Origin of the sequence: Piscinibacterium candidicorallinum (assembly GCF_047549485.1) — a bacterium.
In the GTDB taxonomy this organism is placed as follows: domain Bacteria; phylum Pseudomonadota; class Gammaproteobacteria; order Burkholderiales; family Burkholderiaceae_C; genus Piscinibacterium; species Piscinibacterium candidicorallinum.
Window position 1 is genome coordinate 3,248,857 of the sequence record NZ_CP180191.1, and the last position, 15,624, is coordinate 3,264,480.

At 66.0% G+C, this 15,624-nt stretch carries 14 protein-coding genes; 8 read left to right on the forward strand and 6 right to left on the reverse strand.

Going from position 1 to position 15,624, the window contains the following annotated elements:
• Window positions 1–41: 41 nt before the first annotated feature.
• From ACMDW7_RS14660 to ACMDW7_RS14675, 4 genes are all read left to right on the forward strand, one after another.
• On the forward strand, window positions 42–569 hold the full coding sequence (locus tag ACMDW7_RS14660; protein ID WP_377303116.1) for a flavin reductase family protein: 528 nt from the start codon (window positions 42–44) through the stop codon (window positions 567–569).
• A 7-nt stretch (window positions 570–576) separates the two neighbouring features.
• Window positions 577–897, forward strand: a complete 321-nt coding sequence (locus ACMDW7_RS14665; protein ID WP_377303114.1) for a hypothetical protein — start codon at window positions 577–579, stop codon at window positions 895–897.
• A gap of 220 nt (window positions 898–1,117) precedes the next feature.
• Window positions 1,118–2,770 (forward strand): DUF1800 domain-containing protein, encoded by a 1,653-nt coding sequence (locus tag ACMDW7_RS14670; RefSeq protein ID WP_377303112.1) that lies wholly within the window; start codon window positions 1,118–1,120, stop codon window positions 2,768–2,770.
• 49 nt (window positions 2,771–2,819) lie between these two features.
• Window positions 2,820–4,295: a DUF1501 domain-containing protein gene (locus ACMDW7_RS14675; RefSeq protein ID WP_377303110.1), complete on the forward strand. Its 1,476-nt coding sequence runs from the start codon at window positions 2,820–2,822 to the stop codon at window positions 4,293–4,295.
• A gap of 262 nt (window positions 4,296–4,557) precedes the next feature.
• On the opposite strand, the gene ACMDW7_RS14680 is transcribed toward ACMDW7_RS14675, so the two are convergent.
• The 5 genes from ACMDW7_RS14680 to ACMDW7_RS14700 form a co-directional block, all read right to left on the reverse strand.
• On the reverse strand, window positions 4,558–5,109 hold the full coding sequence (locus ACMDW7_RS14680) for a BON domain-containing protein (protein ID WP_377303108.1): 552 nt from the start codon (window positions 5,107–5,109) through the stop codon (window positions 4,558–4,560).
• A 4-nt stretch (window positions 5,110–5,113) separates the two neighbouring features.
• Window positions 5,114–5,872: a hypothetical protein gene (locus ACMDW7_RS14685; RefSeq protein ID WP_377303106.1), complete on the reverse strand. Its 759-nt coding sequence runs from the start codon at window positions 5,870–5,872 to the stop codon at window positions 5,114–5,116.
• A 96-nt stretch (window positions 5,873–5,968) separates the two neighbouring features.
• Window positions 5,969–7,846 (reverse strand): potassium transporter Kup, encoded by a 1,878-nt coding sequence (locus ACMDW7_RS14690; protein ID WP_377303104.1) that lies wholly within the window; start codon window positions 7,844–7,846, stop codon window positions 5,969–5,971.
• A gap of 142 nt (window positions 7,847–7,988) precedes the next feature.
• Entirely contained in the window at window positions 7,989–8,516 is a 528-nt protein-coding gene (locus ACMDW7_RS14695) for a GAF domain-containing protein (RefSeq protein WP_377303103.1), read from the reverse strand.
• 138 nt (window positions 8,517–8,654) lie between these two features.
• Window positions 8,655–9,308 carry an EAL domain-containing protein gene (locus ACMDW7_RS14700; RefSeq protein ID WP_377303102.1) on the reverse strand — a complete coding sequence of 218 codons (654 nt, stop codon included), beginning with the start codon at window positions 9,306–9,308 and terminating at the stop codon, window positions 8,655–8,657.
• 224 nt (window positions 9,309–9,532) lie between these two features.
• Here ACMDW7_RS14700 and kynB point away from each other — a divergent pair, with 224 nt between their 5' ends.
• Genes kynB through kynA form a run of 3 tightly spaced genes read left to right on the forward strand, consistent with a single transcriptional unit; the run spans window position 9,533 to window position 12,284 of the window.
• Entirely contained in the window at window positions 9,533–10,165 is a 633-nt protein-coding gene (gene kynB, locus ACMDW7_RS14705) for an arylformamidase (protein WP_377303100.1), read from the forward strand.
• Window positions 10,166–10,187: 22 nt separating this feature from the next.
• Window positions 10,188–11,447 carry a kynureninase gene (gene kynU / locus ACMDW7_RS14710; RefSeq protein ID WP_377303098.1) on the forward strand — a complete coding sequence of 420 codons (1,260 nt, stop codon included), beginning with the start codon at window positions 10,188–10,190 and terminating at the stop codon, window positions 11,445–11,447.
• 3 nt (window positions 11,448–11,450) lie between these two features.
• Complete coding sequence (kynA, locus tag ACMDW7_RS14715) at window positions 11,451–12,284, forward strand: tryptophan 2,3-dioxygenase (RefSeq protein ID WP_377303096.1); 834 nt, start codon at window positions 11,451–11,453, stop codon at window positions 12,282–12,284.
• Between the two features lie 285 nt (window positions 12,285–12,569).
• Here kynA and ACMDW7_RS14720 read toward each other — a convergent pair whose 3' ends face one another.
• Window positions 12,570–14,117: a methyl-accepting chemotaxis protein gene (locus ACMDW7_RS14720; RefSeq protein WP_377303094.1), complete on the reverse strand. Its 1,548-nt coding sequence runs from the start codon at window positions 14,115–14,117 to the stop codon at window positions 12,570–12,572.
• 219 nt (window positions 14,118–14,336) lie between these two features.
• Between ACMDW7_RS14720 and ACMDW7_RS14725 the strand changes: the two genes are divergently transcribed.
• Window positions 14,337–15,560: an acyl-CoA dehydrogenase gene (locus ACMDW7_RS14725; protein ID WP_377303092.1), complete on the forward strand. Its 1,224-nt coding sequence runs from the start codon at window positions 14,337–14,339 to the stop codon at window positions 15,558–15,560.
• Window positions 15,561–15,624 lie beyond the last annotated feature (64 nt).

A 15,624-nucleotide genomic window follows, 5' to 3' on the forward strand; every position in this document is an offset into this window, starting at 1 on the left:
CCGACAATGCGAGGCAACCATTCCAAAAAGACGCATCCTCCGTGAACCCGACCCTCACCCGGGAATTCTCCGCCCGCGATTTCCGTGACTGCCTCGGCCAATTTGCCACCGGCGTCACCATCGTCACCAGCCGCGCGGCCGATGGCACGCGCGTAGGCCTGACGGCCAACTCCTTCAACTCCGTGTCCCTGGACCCGCCGCTCGTGCTCTGGAGCCTGTCCAAGAAGGCCGGCAGCGTGCCCGCCTTCACTGCCGGCAGCCACTACGCGATCAATGTGCTGGCGGCCGACCAGATCGAGCTCGCCCGCCGCTTTGCCAGCAAGGAAGTGGCCGACCGCTTTGCCGGCGTGGCGTTTCTGGAGGGCGTTGGCGGCGTGCCCATCCTGGCCGGCTGCGCCGCATGGTTTGAATGCGCCAACCGCCGCCAATATGACGAAGGCGACCACATCCTCTTCGTCGGCCAGGTGGAGCGCTGCGGGCTGGCGCGGGATGGCGGCGCCGGCGCCGCGGCCAAGACACCGTTGATCTACCACGGTGGGCGGTATTTCACGGAGTTGCCGTTGGAGTGAGGATCGGGTGAATCGCTGGAACATTCCGGATTCACTGGAACAGATCGTGAAACAGCGCGATCTGGCATGCGTGTATTGCGGCGTGCGCTTTGGGTTGCAAGATGCGCCTCGCGGTCAGCGCCCGTCGTGGGAGCACATCATCAATGACGCCCGGATCGTGACTGCGCAAAACATTGCGCTGTGCTGCATCTCATGCAACGCAAGCAAAGGGGCAAAGCCTCTTCATCAATGGCTAATGTCAAGCTATTGCCGAAGAAAGCTCATCAGCGAGTCCACCGTGGCGCCGGTCGTACGCGCTGCAATCATCGCGGAGCTTTCTGAGGCCTGAAGCAGCTCTGCCTTTGCCGAACTCCGTGCGCGCGGTCGGGAACTTTGCGTTAGGTCTACTCCAATCCCAGCACCTTTACTCCACAAACCGCTCTTGACGCCGCAGTAGCACCTGCTTGCAATCCTGTCGGAACGCTGCGTCAGCGCAAGTGCAATTCAAAGCGTGGATGAATAGGGCCTGAGAACCGGCCCGTAAGCGCCAGGAGCGCGGGAGATTGATCATGCTGGGTCTGCGATTCATGAAGCGCGGTGCCGCGCCCAAGCCGGTGGGCGAAGGCGGATTGGGGGGTCTGGCGCTGTATCTGGGGGCCACGCTCTTGGCAGCGCTGGCGATGGTGTCGATCGTGCGAGCGCAGTCCGAGCGGCCACCTAACCCGCCGGGGGCCGATGTGGTGCCGCAAAGCGCGGGTACGCAGCAACCGGTGACGGATGCGATGATCTGGCGCGCGGCCTCGCGCCTGGGCTATGCGCCCACGCCCGAGCTGATCGAGGCGATCCGACGCGCTCCGGGCGGTGCGCAGGGCTGGGCACTGGCAGCCATCGACAACGCGGCGGCGGCAAGCCGCCAGGCGCCGCAGATTCCGCAGCAGCTCGCTACCTTCAACCAGTCCCTGCCTACCCTGTTTGACGAATACCGCAAGGAACGCGAGGCACGGCGCGAAGTGCGCGTGGAGATGGCCGCGCAGGGTCAGCCCATGCAGCCGGGCCAGATGCAGCCCGGTCAGCCCGCTATTCCGCGTCCAGCTGCCCTGGCAGATCTGCCCAACATCTCCCGCGACGCCACCCAGACCGCCGCCGCCTGGCGCCTTCAGGCCTGCAGTGATCCACGGGTTGAAGACCCGCTCACCGCACGCATGACGGAGTTCTGGTTCAACCACTTCAACGTCTTTGCCGGCAAGGGGACGGTGCGGCCCTTCCTGGGGCACTACGTCACCAACGCCATTCGGCCCAACGTACTTGGCTCGTTTGATCAGCTGGTGCTGGCCACCGCGCGCCACCCCGCGATGCTGAACTACCTGGATCAGTCCCAGAGCGTGGCCGAAGGCATGATGGCCGGCCCGGCCAACAACCGCCAGCGCCGCGGGCTGAATGAAAACTACGCCCGCGAGCTGATGGAGCTGCACACCCTGGGCGTGCACGGCGGCTACACCCAGAACGACGTGCGCGAACTGGCGCGCGTGCTCACCGGCTGGACCCTGGACCCGAATGCACCTAATGGCTTCCGCTTCGCGGCCCGCGCGCACGACACGGGCGACAAGACCGTGCTCGGCCAGCGCTTTGGCAACGAAGGCGAAGCGGAAGGTGTGCGAGCCATCGAGATGCTGGCCACGCACCCCGCCACTGCGCAGCGCATCGCTATGCGTCTGGCGCAGTGGTTCGTGGCGGACAACCCGCCCAAGGCGTTGACGGACCGGCTGGCCGCCAGCTTCTCGGCCAGCCGCGGCAACCTGCGCACCGTCATGCGTACCCTGGTGCAGAGCCCGGAGTTCTGGGACGAGCGCCAGCAACTGGTCAAGACGCCGATGGACTACGCCTGCAGCACCCTGGCGCTCACCGGCGGCGTGAACCCCACGGCCCAGCCGGGTGTGGGCGAGCGGCGCGTACGCACGGCGCTGGGCTTCCTCGCCCAAGCCGGCCAGCCCATGCATGGGTGGCAGACGCCCGATGGCTACAAGGTGGACGCCGCCACCTGGGTGGCGCCCGAGGCCCTGACCCGCCGCGCGGATCTCGCCTTCGCCCTGGCACGCGATGCGCAGCCCGCTGCGGACCTGACGCGCTTTCTTGCACCCCGCACCCTGGCGCGCATCCAGCAGGAGCCGGACCAAAGCCGCCTGGCCCTCATGCTCGCCAGCCCTGAATTCATGAAGAAGTAGGCCACAGCGCATCGTCGCCGTACCCAACCCAATCATCCAGGAGACACCCATGTCCTCCCTCAATCGCAGACAGTTTCTGGCTGGCGCCACGGCGCTGGGTCTGTACACCCAATTTGCCGCCGCACCGCTCTGGGCGCAAAGCCGCAGCAGCACAAATAGTCTGACTGGCGGCCGCCTGGTCGTGGTCTTCCTGCGCGGCGCGTATGACGGCCTCTCGGCCTTCGTGCCCTATGCCGACCCCGAGTACGCCCAGCTGCGCCGCAACACGCGCATTGCCGCGCCGGATGGCACGGCGCAGACCGCGCTCGATCTCGACGGCCGCTTCGGCCTGCACCCTGCGCTCGCGCCGCTCTTGCCGCTGTGGAACAGCCAGCAACTGGCCGTGATTCCGGCGGCAGGCTCGCCGGACCCGACGCGCTCGCATTTCGAGGCGCAGTACATGTGGGAAGTCGGCCAGACCGGCCGCGTGGCCAGCATGCCCGGCTGGATGAATCGGCTGGCCGGCGTGGACGCCAGCGCCGCGCGCGAGGACCTGATCCTGGGGGTGGGTGAGGCCAACCCCGCAATCCTGGCCGGGCCGTCCAAGGCGCGGCTGATACCGCGCGGCCAGGCCGCCACCAACACCGGCGTGCTGGCCAATGAGCGCACCCGCAACGCGCTCATGGACCTCTACAAGGGCGACGACCCGATCGCCAAGGGCTTCCGCGAAGGCAGCCAGAGCCGCATGGCCAGCGCGCGCGAGCTGGCGCCTGCCGATGCCGCCGCCATGAACACGCAGATGACGCAGCGCGAGGCCGTGGCCACCGCGCAGCGTGACATGGCCGCGAGCGTGCGGCCCGACGGCCGCCTGCGCGAGCGACAGCGCCGCCAGACGGCCTATGCATCGGGCAGCGACGCCGCCATGGACGCCCGGGCCCAGATCGGCATGGCCGACATGCCGGATGTGAAACTGGCGGATGGTCGCAGCTACAACGCCGTGCTGACCGCCGCCAACAACGGTGCGCCCAGCGTGCAGGGTCTGGCGCTGGACGCGCGTCACCTCGCCACGCTGATGCGCAATGACCCGAGCCTGCGCCTGGGCTTCCTGTCCGCCGGCGGCTGGGATACCCACGCCAACCAGGGCGGTGTCACCGGCCAGCTCGCCAACAACCTCGGCAATCTGGCCAACGCCCTGGTCGTGCTGCGCGAGCAGTTCAACCAGCCCGGCGACCTGATCATGGTGATGAGCGAGTTCGGTCGCACTGCCGCCGAGAACGGCACGGGCGGCACGGACCACGGGCATGGCAACGCCATGTGGCTGATCGGCGACCGCGTGAACGGCGGCAAGATCCACGGACAGTGGAACGGGCTGGCGCGCGCCAACCTGAACGAGAACCGCGACCTGCCCGTGCTGCACGACTTCCGCAGCGTGATCGCCCAGGGCCTGCGCGGCAGCTTCGGTCTGAGCGACAACCGTCTGGCGGATGTCTTTCCGGCGCTGAAGTGGGACCGCCAGCTGGATGGCTTGATGCGGCGCAGCGCCTGAGGCGCTTGACGCAGCCGGCCACCGCGCCGTGCGGGCCGGGGGCGAGGTGCTCGCGGGGCAGCCTCCCCGAAAGATTTGGCCATTTTTGACGTAAACACCGCCAAAACCCCGACCAAAACACCCCGAGATCCGCAATCTGCAAGCGGAAAGCGGCTTTCTGCTCTTTCGGATGATTTCAGTCCGAAATCGTGCTTTTTTACAACCCAGGGATTGGTCCGTCCAACCCGGCGCGGCCTGCCGCGGCGCCGGGTCGGACAGCGCGCTACTTCGCGGTGCCCACCTTCAGCTCATTGTTCACGCTGATGCCGCTGCCGAAGAACTCGGCGGCCCAGCGCACGCGCTCGATCTGCTCGGCCGTGGTTGGCACCGTGCCCGACAGCGTGATGTAGCTCGCGTCGCCGCTGACCGTGAGCGGTGCACCCGGCTTGAGCCACGCCATGAGCGTGTTGGCCTGCGGCAGCCAGCCCGGCGCCACGGCGGCCGGATCCACGGTCAGCTGGTTCACCACCTTGTCGGCGCCGTAGATGGCTGCGGCTTCCTGGGCGAGCTGGGACCTCACGATCTCCGTGGCCACCGTGCCCTTCATCGTCAGGCGCCCGCCTTCAGCGGTGAGCGTGAGCGGCTCCACGCTGGTGACAGACAGCGGCGAGGCCGCAGGCGCCGGTGCTGCCTGCGGAGCGGCGGGCGCAGGCGCCCCTGCCGTCGGAGCGGGTTCCTTGCTGCATGCGGCGAGCGCGAAGGCTGCTGCGGCAGCGCCCACCAGCAAGGTGGACACGCGAGCGATGCGAACGAGTCTGCGGGACAGAAAAACCATGATGTCAGGACCTCCAGGATGATGAACCGGACCACACGCGGCGAGCGCCGCGCAGCAGAAACCACAGTGCCTGGGTGCTGCCCCCCAGGATAAAGAGCAGGAGCGCCAGCCCAATCGGACCGCGAAACGCATAGACCGCGATCTCGAGCAGCGCGAGTCCGGCGAACACCGCCCAGAACACGCGCCTTGGCACGGTTCGCGGCACGGTGGCCAGCAGCCCTTGCGTGGCGCGCACAAACGCCCAGCCAAAGGCGGCCGTTGCCGCAAGCGACAGCAGGAGCACCGGCAGCAGCCAGCGCTTCTGCGCCAGCAGATCGGCATCATTGACCTCGACCGCATGGCCGTTCATCCGGACACCCACGCCCGGTGGCGCCTGGCCCGTGGCCTGAAAGGCTTCGGCTGCCTCGACCTTGCTCGACCCGTAATGCGCATGCACCTCGCTGCGCAGTACCTGCCCCACCGAAACTGGGGCGAAGCTGTCCACCAGAAAATGCACCACGGGCGCGCGCGTGTAGATCGCCGTGCTCACCAGCGCCACCATGGCACTGAACACCGCGGCCGTTAGCAAGGCAATGAGCCCCAGCAGGCGGAAGCGTGAGGCGCTCACGTACCGGAACACGGGGGCCCAGCGCGCCTCCCAGTCCTCGGAGTCCGCGGGGGTCTGGGCCGCGACCGCGTCGACCGCGCGTGCGGACGCCGGCTCACCGCGCTCGATCAAGCGCGCGAAGTCTCCGTCGTCAGGGGTGTCGGTGCGAAGTGGCATTCGATGGGCGGCACGGCAGCGAGTGGGCAGATGCGAAACACGCAGCTGTGCATTGTGCAGTGGGCAGGCGGCGTCCGCCTACCTTGATCTGCGCACTCAGATGCGCACCTGCGCACCGAGTTCGATCGTGCGGTTGATCGGCAGCCCGAGGTATTCGGCCGGGTCACCGGCGTTGCGCAGCATGGCGGCAAAGATCTTCTCCTGCCATAGGGGCATGCCCTTGCAGGTGTCACTCACCAGCACATGCCGTGACAGGAAGTAACTCGTGCTCATGGGTTCGCACTCGATGCCCTGCGCCGCCACCAGCTCGATGGCTTTGGGAATATCAACTGCGTTCTTGAAGCCGTAGCGCACCTCGATGGCCCAGCAGTCATTGCCCAAAGACTCCACCTTCACCCGCTCGGAGAAGGGCACCCAGGGCACTGGTTCGTAGCGCACCGACAGAAACAGGTTGCGCTCGTGCAGCACCTTGTTGTGCAGCAGGTTGTGCATGAAGGCGCGCGGCACCACGCCGGCCCGGGCATTGAGATATACAGCCGTGCCTTCCACACGATGCGGCGGCGAGAGAAACAGGCTCTTCAGGAAGCCCTTGAGCTCGATGGCCTCCTCGTCCGTGGCCTTGCGGATCAGGTTGCGGCCGCGGTTCCAGGTGAGCATGAGGCCCAGCACGGCGGCGCCCAGCAAGAGCGGGAACCAGCCGCCATCACGCACCTTGATCAGGTTGGCCGAGAAGAACGCAATGTCGATGAGTGCAAAGACGCCGGTGGCACCGATGCACAGCGGCAGGCTGAGCTTCCAGCCGTAGCGGATCACGAAGAAGGTCATGAAGGTCGTGGCCAGCATCGTGCCGGTGACGGCAATGCCGTAGGCCGCGGCCAGAGCAGATGAGGACCCGAAGCCGATCACGGCCAAGACCACCAGCGCGTACTGCGCCCAGTTCACGAACGGGATGTAGATCTGACCCACTTCCTTGCTGGAGGTGTGCGTGATGGTCATGCGCGGCAGATAGCCCAGCTGCACGGCCTGCTTGGTGAGAGAAAAGGTGCCGGAGATGGTGGCCTGAGAGGCAATCACGGTGGCCGCCGTGGCCAGGATCACCAGCGGAATCACGCCCCAGTGGGGCACCATGCTGAAGAAGGGGTTGCTCACATCTGCAGGGCGGGCCAGCAGCAGCGCGCCCTGCCCCAGATAGTTCAGGGCGAGGGCCGGAAACACGAGCCAGAACCAGGCCAGGCGGATGGGCCGGCGGCCGAAGTGGCCCATGTCTGCATAGAGCGCCTCCGCACCCGTGACAGCCAGCACGATGGCGCCCAGAGCAATGAAGAAGATCCAGCCGTTGTTCACCGCAAAGCGCACGGCATGCACCGGGTTGATGGCCGCGAGAATCGCCGTGTCACCGATCATCATGTTCCACATGCCGAGTCCGGCGAGCACGATGAACCAGACCGTGGTGATCGGCCCGAAGAGCACGCCGATCGAGCCCGTGCCGCGCTTCTGCATCCAATAGAGGCCCGTGAGGATGCCGATCACGATCGGCACCACATAGGGCTTGGCCGCAGGCGTGGCTTCGGTCAGACCTTCGACCGCCGAGAGCACCGAGATCGCCGGGGTGATGACGCCGTCGCCATAGAACAGCGCCGCGCCCGCCAGACCGGCAAACAGCAGGAAGGGATAGGCCCGGTGCTTGCGGCCCACGGACTGCAGCGCCAGGGCCAGCAGGGCCATGATGCCGCCTTCGCCCTTGTTGTCGGCACGCAGGATGAGGGTGACGTACTTGAAGCTCACGACGACCGTGAGCGTCCAGAGAATCATGGAGACCACGCCGATCAGATTGGCCTGATTCAGCGCGACGCCATGCGAGGGGGAGAAGACTTCCTTGAGGGCATAGAGCGGGCTGGTGCCGATATCCCCGTAGACCACGCCGATGGCGGCCAGTGTGAGCGCCGCGGTCGACGACTTTTGGTGTGAACCCATTAAAAGCGCGTCTGCTCCTTGTTGGCGAGCCGGCGCTTGAGTTGAAGGGAGCGAAATTGTGCTCCCGTTTTTTGTGCACTGCAAAATAGCCAAAACGCTATCGCGCAGCGCGGCGCAATAGCGTTTTGCTGTGGCGCCGAACTCAGGCGGTCACGGGTGTTCCGGTCTGTGCCTTGCGCAGGGCGTAGCCGATCAGGCTGCCGACCTGGCGCAGGTAATCCACGTGCGACTCGCTCCAGTCCAGGATGTCGGTGGTGTTCTCGCAGCAGAACAACCCCCAGGGCTCGCCACCCACATTGATGCCGACGTCCAGCAGCGAAACGATGCCCAAGGGGTCAAAGTAGACCTCGTTGAAGCAGGCCGTCACAGGGTGAGCACGCGCATCACCGGCCACGATGAGGTTGTCCGTGCGCATAGCCTCGAAGTAGGGCGCAAAGTCGGTGTCGGACAGTGTTGCGCCCGACGACCAGGCGGCGTCCGTGCGGTCATACAGGCTGGCGCATTCGATGCGGTCGCGCGAAAGCGGGTCGGCATAGATCCAGAGACTGGCCCGGGTGCAGCCCATTTCCTCGGCGAGGATACGCGTGAGCTCCTGATGAAAGGCAGCAGCGTCCGTGCCGCCGTCCATGAAACGCTTGGCCGCCGCGAGCACGCGGTTCTTGTCAAACATGAAGAGTCCTTGTCTGGGCGCGCAGTTGAAAGGGTCTGGTCAGGGGCGCGACCCAGGGTCGTTATCGAACGCTCCAGCGGTCGGCTTGAGGCCGGGAGCGCCAGGAATTGACTCGGAAACATCCCCAGCGAGACGCGTTCAACCCGCGATCAGCTCCGGCCGATGGTGCAGCCAGCCCTGCTGCAGCGTCACGCCCAGCTGCGTGAGCCAGCCTGAGGTGGCTGGCGTCTCCACGCCCACGGCAATCAGCTCCGCGCTGGCGCGGCCGGCGAACTTGATGCCTTGCTCCAGATACTCGCGGCTGCGCTGCTCCACGTAGGACACCTTGAGGTATTCGGGCCGCAGGCGCTGGGCCCGCCCCAGGGTGTTGCTGCCGTCGAGAAAGCCATCGAGCACGATGCGCGCCTTCACATAACGAAAGGCGTTCACGCAGTCGAGCAGCCGGTCCTCGGCGCCGGCTAGCGCCGCGCTGCCGATCTCCACGAACAGCCGATCCGGATAGGGCTCGAAGGCGCCGATCACCACGCGCAGGGTCTCGGGTTCCAGCATGGGCGTGTGCGGCGACATGTTCACACCCACGCGGATGTGCGGATCACTGCGCAGCAGCCGCAGCGCCAGCTTGAGGCTGTGTACGTCCACCGCCGCGATCGCGCCCATGGCCTCGGCCTCGCGCACGAAGCGGGTGATGTCCGGCACCTGGGCACTGCGGGCCAGCAGCTCGGTGTAAAGCACCTCGCCCGTCGCCGGCACGAGCACGCGCTGACCAAAGAAGTGAAGACTGTCGTGATTCATCGTCGGAATGTGGAAAGCGGCCCGGCATCGTTGCGCAGGGCGCGCCGGGTCAATCGGCCGATAAGCGGGAGGCGCTGCGAGTGCCGCGCACGGCCCCTAAACTGCCGCGTGTTTAGCAGCTTGCGGCCCCGCTGTCCTGCGGTGCCGCCGCCCGCCTGGGCGACGGATGTGCAACCCCACTGCCATCGGCCCGCAAGCGTCCACCTCTGCTGCCTCGTAACGCCATGCCTCCCGACCGCCGTCTTTGGGACATCTCCCCTGCCCTCGCCCCCGGGATTCCAGTCTGGCCGGGCGACACCGCCTTCGAAGAAGCTCGGACCTGGGTGCTGGAGGGCGGATGCCCGGTGAACGTGTCGCGTTTCACCCTCTCCACCCATACCGGGGCGCACACGGATGCGCCGCTGCACTACGACCCCGCAGGCCTGCCGATCGGCGCGGTGCCGCTGGACGCCTATCTCGGTGCCTGCCGCGTCATTCATTGCGTGGGTGCTGCGCAAGTGACGCTGGAGGCCGTACGCAGCAAGCTGGCGGGCGTACCGCCACGCGTGCTGTTTCGCACCTACGCCGCCGCACCGCAGACGCATTGGGATGAGGCCTTTGCCAGCGTGGCAGCCGATCTGATCGAGCACCTTGCCCAGCAGGGCGTGAAGCTGGTAGGCATCGACACGCCCAGCCTCGATCCGCAGACGAGCAAGACCATGGACGCGCACCACGTCATCCGCCGCCACCGCATGGCCATTCTGGAGGGCATCGTGCTCGACGAGGTCGCCGAGGGCGACTACGAACTGATCGCCCTGCCCCTGAAGCTCGCGAATCTCGACGCCAGCCCTGTTCGTGCGGTGCTGCGCGAACTCTGAACCCTTCGCTCACTGTTCAATCATGCAACCCAGAAGCCACTTTGAAGCCCTCGACGCCGCCGATCCGCTGGCCGGCCTGCGTCAGCAGTTCAGCCTGCCGCCCGGTGTCATTTATCTGGATGGCAACTCCCTGGGCGTGCTGCCCACCCGCACCGCCGCACGCATTGCCGGCGTGGTCAGTCATGAATGGGGCGAGGGCCTGATCCGCTCCTGGAACAGCGCCGGCTGGATCGATCTGGCCGCGCGCATCGGCGACAAGATCGCCACATTGATCGGCGCCGGGCCCGGCGAGGTGGTGGCCGCAGACTCCACCAGCGTGAACCTGTTCAAGGTGCTGGCGGCGGCCCTCCGGATCGCGCGGGAGAACGACGCGCAGCGCACCGAGATCGTGAGCGAGCTGGGCAATTTCCCGACCGACCTTTACATTGCCCAGGGCCTGGCCGACCTCACCGGCGGTGCGGTCACACTGAAGATGGTCGAGCGCGAGGACATCCTCAAGACCCTCTCACCGCGCACCGCTGTACTGATGCTCACGCACGTGAACTACAAGACCGGCGCGATGTGGGACATGCCGGCGGTGACACAGGCCGCACATGACGCCGGCGCGCTGATGCTCTGGGATCTGGCCCACTCCGCCGGCGCCGTGCCCGTGGATCTGCGCGCGGCGGGTGCCGACTTTGCGGTGGGCTGCGGCTACAAGTACCTGAACGGCGGCCCCGGTGCGCCTGCCTTCGTCTGGGCGCATGCCCAGCATGTGGAGCGATTCTGGCAGCCCCTGTCCGGCTGGCTTGGCCATGCGGCGCCCTTTGCGTTCACGCCGGACTACCAGCCCGCCACCGGGATTGCGCGCTACGTCTGCGGCACGCCGCCCGTGCTGTCCATGGCGGCGCTGGAATGCGGCGTGGACACGGTGCTGGCCGCGGAACCGCTGGGCGGCTTGGCCGCGCTGCGCGCCAAGTCCATGACCCTCACGGACGCCTTTGTCGCGCAGGTGGAAGCGCGCTGCGCGGGCATGGGGCTGACACTCGCCAGCCCGCGGGACGCAACCCTGCGCGGCAGCCAGATCTGCTTTGCGCACGCGAACGCCTACGAGGTCATGCAGGCCCTGATTGCGCGCGGCGTGATCGGCGATTTCCGCGCGCCGGACATCCTGCGCTTCGGCTTCACGCCGCTGTACACGCAGCATGCGGATGTGTTCGATGCCGTGGAGCATCTGCACGCGGTGCTGAGCACCGGCGAGTGGCGCGACGCGCGCTATGCCAAGCGCAACGCGGTGACCTGAACCATGGCCAGCTACCACCACCCCGACGCCGCCCCGGATGCCAAGAAGGATTTCTCCAAGGACATGTCCTACGGGGACTATCTTGGCCTGGACGCCATCCTGACAGCGCAGCATCCGAGGAGCCCCGATCACAACGAGATGCTCTTCATCGTGCAACACCAGACCAGCGAGCTCTGGATGAAGCTGATGCTGCACGAGCTGCGCGCGGCGATCGCCTGCGTGGCTGACGACGATCTGCCGCCCGCCTTCAAGATGCTGGCGCGCGTCTCGCGCATCATGGAGCAGCTGGTGCATGCCTGGGATGTGCTGGCCACCATGACGCCGTCCGAGTACAGCGCGATTCGCCCGTATCTGGGCCACAGCTCGGGCTTTCAGAGCTACCAGTACCGCGAGATCGAGTACCTGCTGGGCAACAAGAACGCGGCCATGCTCAAGCCGCACGCCCACCGTGCGGACCTGCTCGCGCAGGTGCAGCGGGCGTTTGATTCGCCCTCGCTCTATGACGAGGCAATCCGCCTGCTGGCGCGCAAGGGCCACGCCATCGATGCGACCGAGCGCGACTGGACGAGCAAGCGCGACTACGACGCGCAGGTCGAGGCGGCCTGGCTGGCGGTGTATCGCGCGCCGCAGGCGCAGTGGGATCTCTATCAGCTGGCCGAGGAGCTGGTCGATCTGGAAGACGCGTTCCGCCAGTGGCGCCACCGCCACGTGACCACCGTGGAGCGCATCATCGGCTTCAAGACGGGCACCGGCGGCACGGCGGGCGTGCCCTATCTGCGCCGGCAGCTGGACACGGTGCTGTTTCCGGAGCTGTGGCAGGTGCGTACGGTGCTTTGATGGCGAAGCGACTTCGGCATGTCGAATGACGCAATGACCTCGGCCTGCGATCTGGATGATGCCGCTGAGCGGCGCCGACCGGGCGCTGCGGCTACTTGAGGCATGGCGCTCTGAACAGGTTTGGTTGTCAGAATTGCGGCAGTTTTCTATTGTCCGAATTCAGTCTAAATTTGAAAGGCAAAAAGCCGCTTTCCGCTCATCAGATCAGCGGAAAGCGGCTTTTTTATTTACGTACGTAATCAGTCCGAAACTAATTGATTTTTGACAAGACCGACGGGTGGAAACTCAGGCTGCGCTCAGCCTGAACACACCCACGGCCTGCTGCAAGCCGTCGGCCTGCTGGCGCATGGAGTCCGCGGCGGCGGCGTTCTCTTCCACCAGTGCGGCGTTCTGCTGGGTCATCTGATCGAGCTGGCCCACCGCCTGGTTGATCTGGGTGATACCGGCGGTCTGTTCCTGGCTGGCGGCGGTGATCTCGCCGATCAGGTCGCCCACGCGGCGCACCTGGCTCACGAGGTCTTCCATGGTCTTGCCCGCCGCATCCACCATCTGCGTCCCGACCTCGACCTTTTCCACGCTGGTCGCAATGAGGGACTTGATCTCCTTGGCGGCCTCGGCGCTGCGCTGGGCCAGCGTGCGCACCTCGGTGGCCACCACGGCAAAGCCTCGGCCCTGCTCGCCGGCACGCGCGGCTTCCACCGCGGCGTTCAGCGCCAGGATGTTGGTCTGGAAGGCGATGCCATCGATCACGCTGATGATCTCGCTGATCTTCCTGCTCGATGCGGAGATCTCGTTCATCTGCGCGACCACTTGACCCACAGCTTCGCCGCCGCGGTTGGCCACCTCGGTCGCCGAGAGAGCGAGCTGGTTGGCCTGACGTGCGTTTTCCGCGGCCTGACCCACGGTGCTGGTCATCTGGTCCATGGAGGACGCGGTCTGCTGCAGGTTGCTGGCCTGCTGCTCGGTACGGCCCGAGAGGTCCTGGTTGCCGCTAGCGATCTGCGCGGCAGCGGTGGCCACGCTGTCTACGCCGGTGCGCACGCGGCCCACTACCTCACGCAGGCTGTCCTGCATGCGGGAGAGCGAACGCAGCATGTCGGCCGCTTCATCGCGGCTCTGCACAACAATCGCCTCGGTCAGGTCGCCTGTTGCCATGCGCTCGGCACTCGCAGCCGCGCTGCGCAGGGGCACGACGATGGATCGTGCAAGCAGCCACGCAAACCCCGCACCGAGCAGGATGGCCATCAAGCAACCGCCAATCAATACCGCTGCGCCGCGCTGGAAGTCGCGCTTTGCCTGCGCTTCGGCGGCCTGCAGCCGATCGACCTCCAGCTTTTGAAAGGCTCGGATGGCATCCAGATAGGCCTGGGCAAATGGACCGAGGTCAGCGTTCACTCGCGGCCCCAGATCCTGCCCGGCGTCATACTTCTTGAGAAAGTCCTGGCGCTTGGCTCGGTAGGCGTCGCGCGTCTTGGCAATCTTCGCCAGCGCGGCCTTCCCTTCATCGCTGTGTACCAGCGGCTCGATCGACTTTTGCAACTCCGTGATTCGCTTGGACGTGCCGTCAATCTCGGTCTTCAGCTCGTCACCGAACATCGGGTCTGCAGACCGCAGGATGGCTTTCGTACGTGTCCAGTTGATCTCCACGGCACCCACCCAATCCGCTGCCATGGTGACCTTGCGCATGTCGGATTCGATGATCTGCTCGGTCATGCGCTTCTGAGCGACCAGCTGCCACAGGCCAACCGCGGCCACAGCCACCGAGATGAGCAGCACCACCGCAAAGCCGGTGGCCAGCCGCGGGCCGATTCTGAGCTTGAACAAGGCATTCATGACGGTGGCCTCCCTGTAGACAGCGTTGCGAACGAAGCGGTGCGTCGTTTTCGGGTTCTTTGGCGACCGCCATTCAGGTTTCGGTTTAACTGTCTTGAACATTAGGTGGTCGCCCACGACCCGATCCGGCGAAATGCGCTTGAACCCCAGCTCTGTTCGCAGCCCATGAGGGGCCCGGCCTACACTGCCGGCATTCGGACCCTTCAGACCCCATCCGCCATGAACGCCCCAGACCTTTCCATCGGCAAGATTCATTCGTCTGCGCACACGAGCCGCGCCTTCCAGTGGGATGACCCGCTGTTGCTGGAAGAACAACTCACGGACGACGAGCGGATGATCCGCGACGCTGCGCGTGCCTACTGCCAGGACAAGCTGCTGCCACGCGTCACGCTCGCCTTCCGCAACGAGCAGACCGATCCGGCGATCTTTCGCGAGATGGGCGAACTGGGCCTGCTCGGCCCGACCATTCCCAGCGAATACGGCGGACCGGGCCTGGGCTACGTGGCCTACGGCCTGATCGCCCGCGAAGTCGAGCGCGTGGACTCCGGCTACCGCAGCATGATGAGCGTGCAGAGTTCGCTGGTCATGCTGCCGATCTACGAATTCGGCACCGAGGAGCAGCGCCGCAAGTACCTGCCCAAACTGGCCACGGGCGAATGGATCGGCTGCTTCGGCCTGACCGAACCCAACCACGGCAGCGACCCCGCCAGCATGATCACCCGCGCCCGCAAGGTGGACGGCGGGTACAGCCTCACGGGCAGCAAGATGTGGATCAGCAACAGCCCGATCGCCGATGTCTTCGTGGTCTGGGCCAAGGACGACGAAGGCGCCATCCGCGGTTTCGTGCTCGAAAAGGGCTGGAAGGGCCTGAGTGCTCCCGCCATTCACGGCAAGGTGGGCCTGCGCGCCTCGATCACCGGCGAGATCGTGATGGATGAGGTCTTCTGCCCGGAAGAAAACGTCTTTCCGGACGTGCGCGGGCTGAAGGGTCCCTTCACCTGCCTGAACAGCGCCCGCTACGGCATTGCCTGGGGCACCCTGGGCGCCGCAGAGGACTGCTGGTTCCGCGCCCGCCAATATGTATTGGATCGCAAGCAGTTCGGCCGGCCCCTGGCCGCCAACCAGCTGATCCAGAAGAAGCTGGCCGACATGCAGACCGAGATCACGCTTGGCCTGCAGGGCTGCCTGCGTCTGGGCCGGCTGAAGGAAGAAGGCAAGGGCGCGGTGGAGATCACCAGCATCATGAAGCGCAACTCCTGCGGCAAGAGCCTGGAGATCGCCCGCCTGGCGCGCGACATGATGGGCGGCAACGGCATCAGCGACGAATACGGCGTGGCGCGTCACCTCGTGAACCTGGAGGTGGTGAACACCTACGAAGGCACTCACGACATCCACGCCCTCATCCTGGGCCGGGCCCAGACGGGTATCCAGGCGTTCTTCTAAGACCGCGCTCTGTCCAATAACAAAGGGCCGCAGCTGCGGCCCTTTGTTATTGGTGCACCTGCGC

Coding starts and splice junctions, on each gene's coding strand:
- ACMDW7_RS14670 (WP_377303112.1), top strand. CDS start 1,118: ATGCTGGGTCTGCGATTCATGAAGCGCGGTGCCGCGCCCAAGCCGGTG.
- ACMDW7_RS14675 (WP_377303110.1), top strand. CDS start 2,820: ATGTCCTCCCTCAATCGCAGACAGTTTCTGGCTGGCGCCACGGCGCTG.
- ACMDW7_RS14680 (WP_377303108.1), bottom strand. CDS start 5,109: ATGGTTTTTCTGTCCCGCAGACTCGTTCGCATCGCTCGCGTGTCCACC.
- ACMDW7_RS14685 (WP_377303106.1), bottom strand. CDS start 5,872: ATGCCACTTCGCACCGACACCCCTGACGACGGAGACTTCGCGCGCTTG.
- ACMDW7_RS14690 (WP_377303104.1), bottom strand. CDS start 7,846: ATGGGTTCACACCAAAAGTCGTCGACCGCGGCGCTCACACTGGCCGCC.
- ACMDW7_RS14695 (WP_377303103.1), bottom strand. CDS start 8,516: ATGTTTGACAAGAACCGCGTGCTCGCGGCGGCCAAGCGTTTCATGGAC.
- ACMDW7_RS14700 (WP_377303102.1), bottom strand. CDS start 9,308: ATGAATCACGACAGTCTTCACTTCTTTGGTCAGCGCGTGCTCGTGCCG.
- kynB (WP_377303100.1), top strand. CDS start 9,533: ATGCCTCCCGACCGCCGTCTTTGGGACATCTCCCCTGCCCTCGCCCCC.
- kynU (WP_377303098.1), top strand. CDS start 10,188: ATGCAACCCAGAAGCCACTTTGAAGCCCTCGACGCCGCCGATCCGCTG.
- kynA (WP_377303096.1), top strand. CDS start 11,451: ATGGCCAGCTACCACCACCCCGACGCCGCCCCGGATGCCAAGAAGGAT.
- ACMDW7_RS14720 (WP_377303094.1), bottom strand. CDS start 14,117: ATGAATGCCTTGTTCAAGCTCAGAATCGGCCCGCGGCTGGCCACCGGC.
- ACMDW7_RS14725 (WP_377303092.1), top strand. CDS start 14,337: ATGAACGCCCCAGACCTTTCCATCGGCAAGATTCATTCGTCTGCGCAC.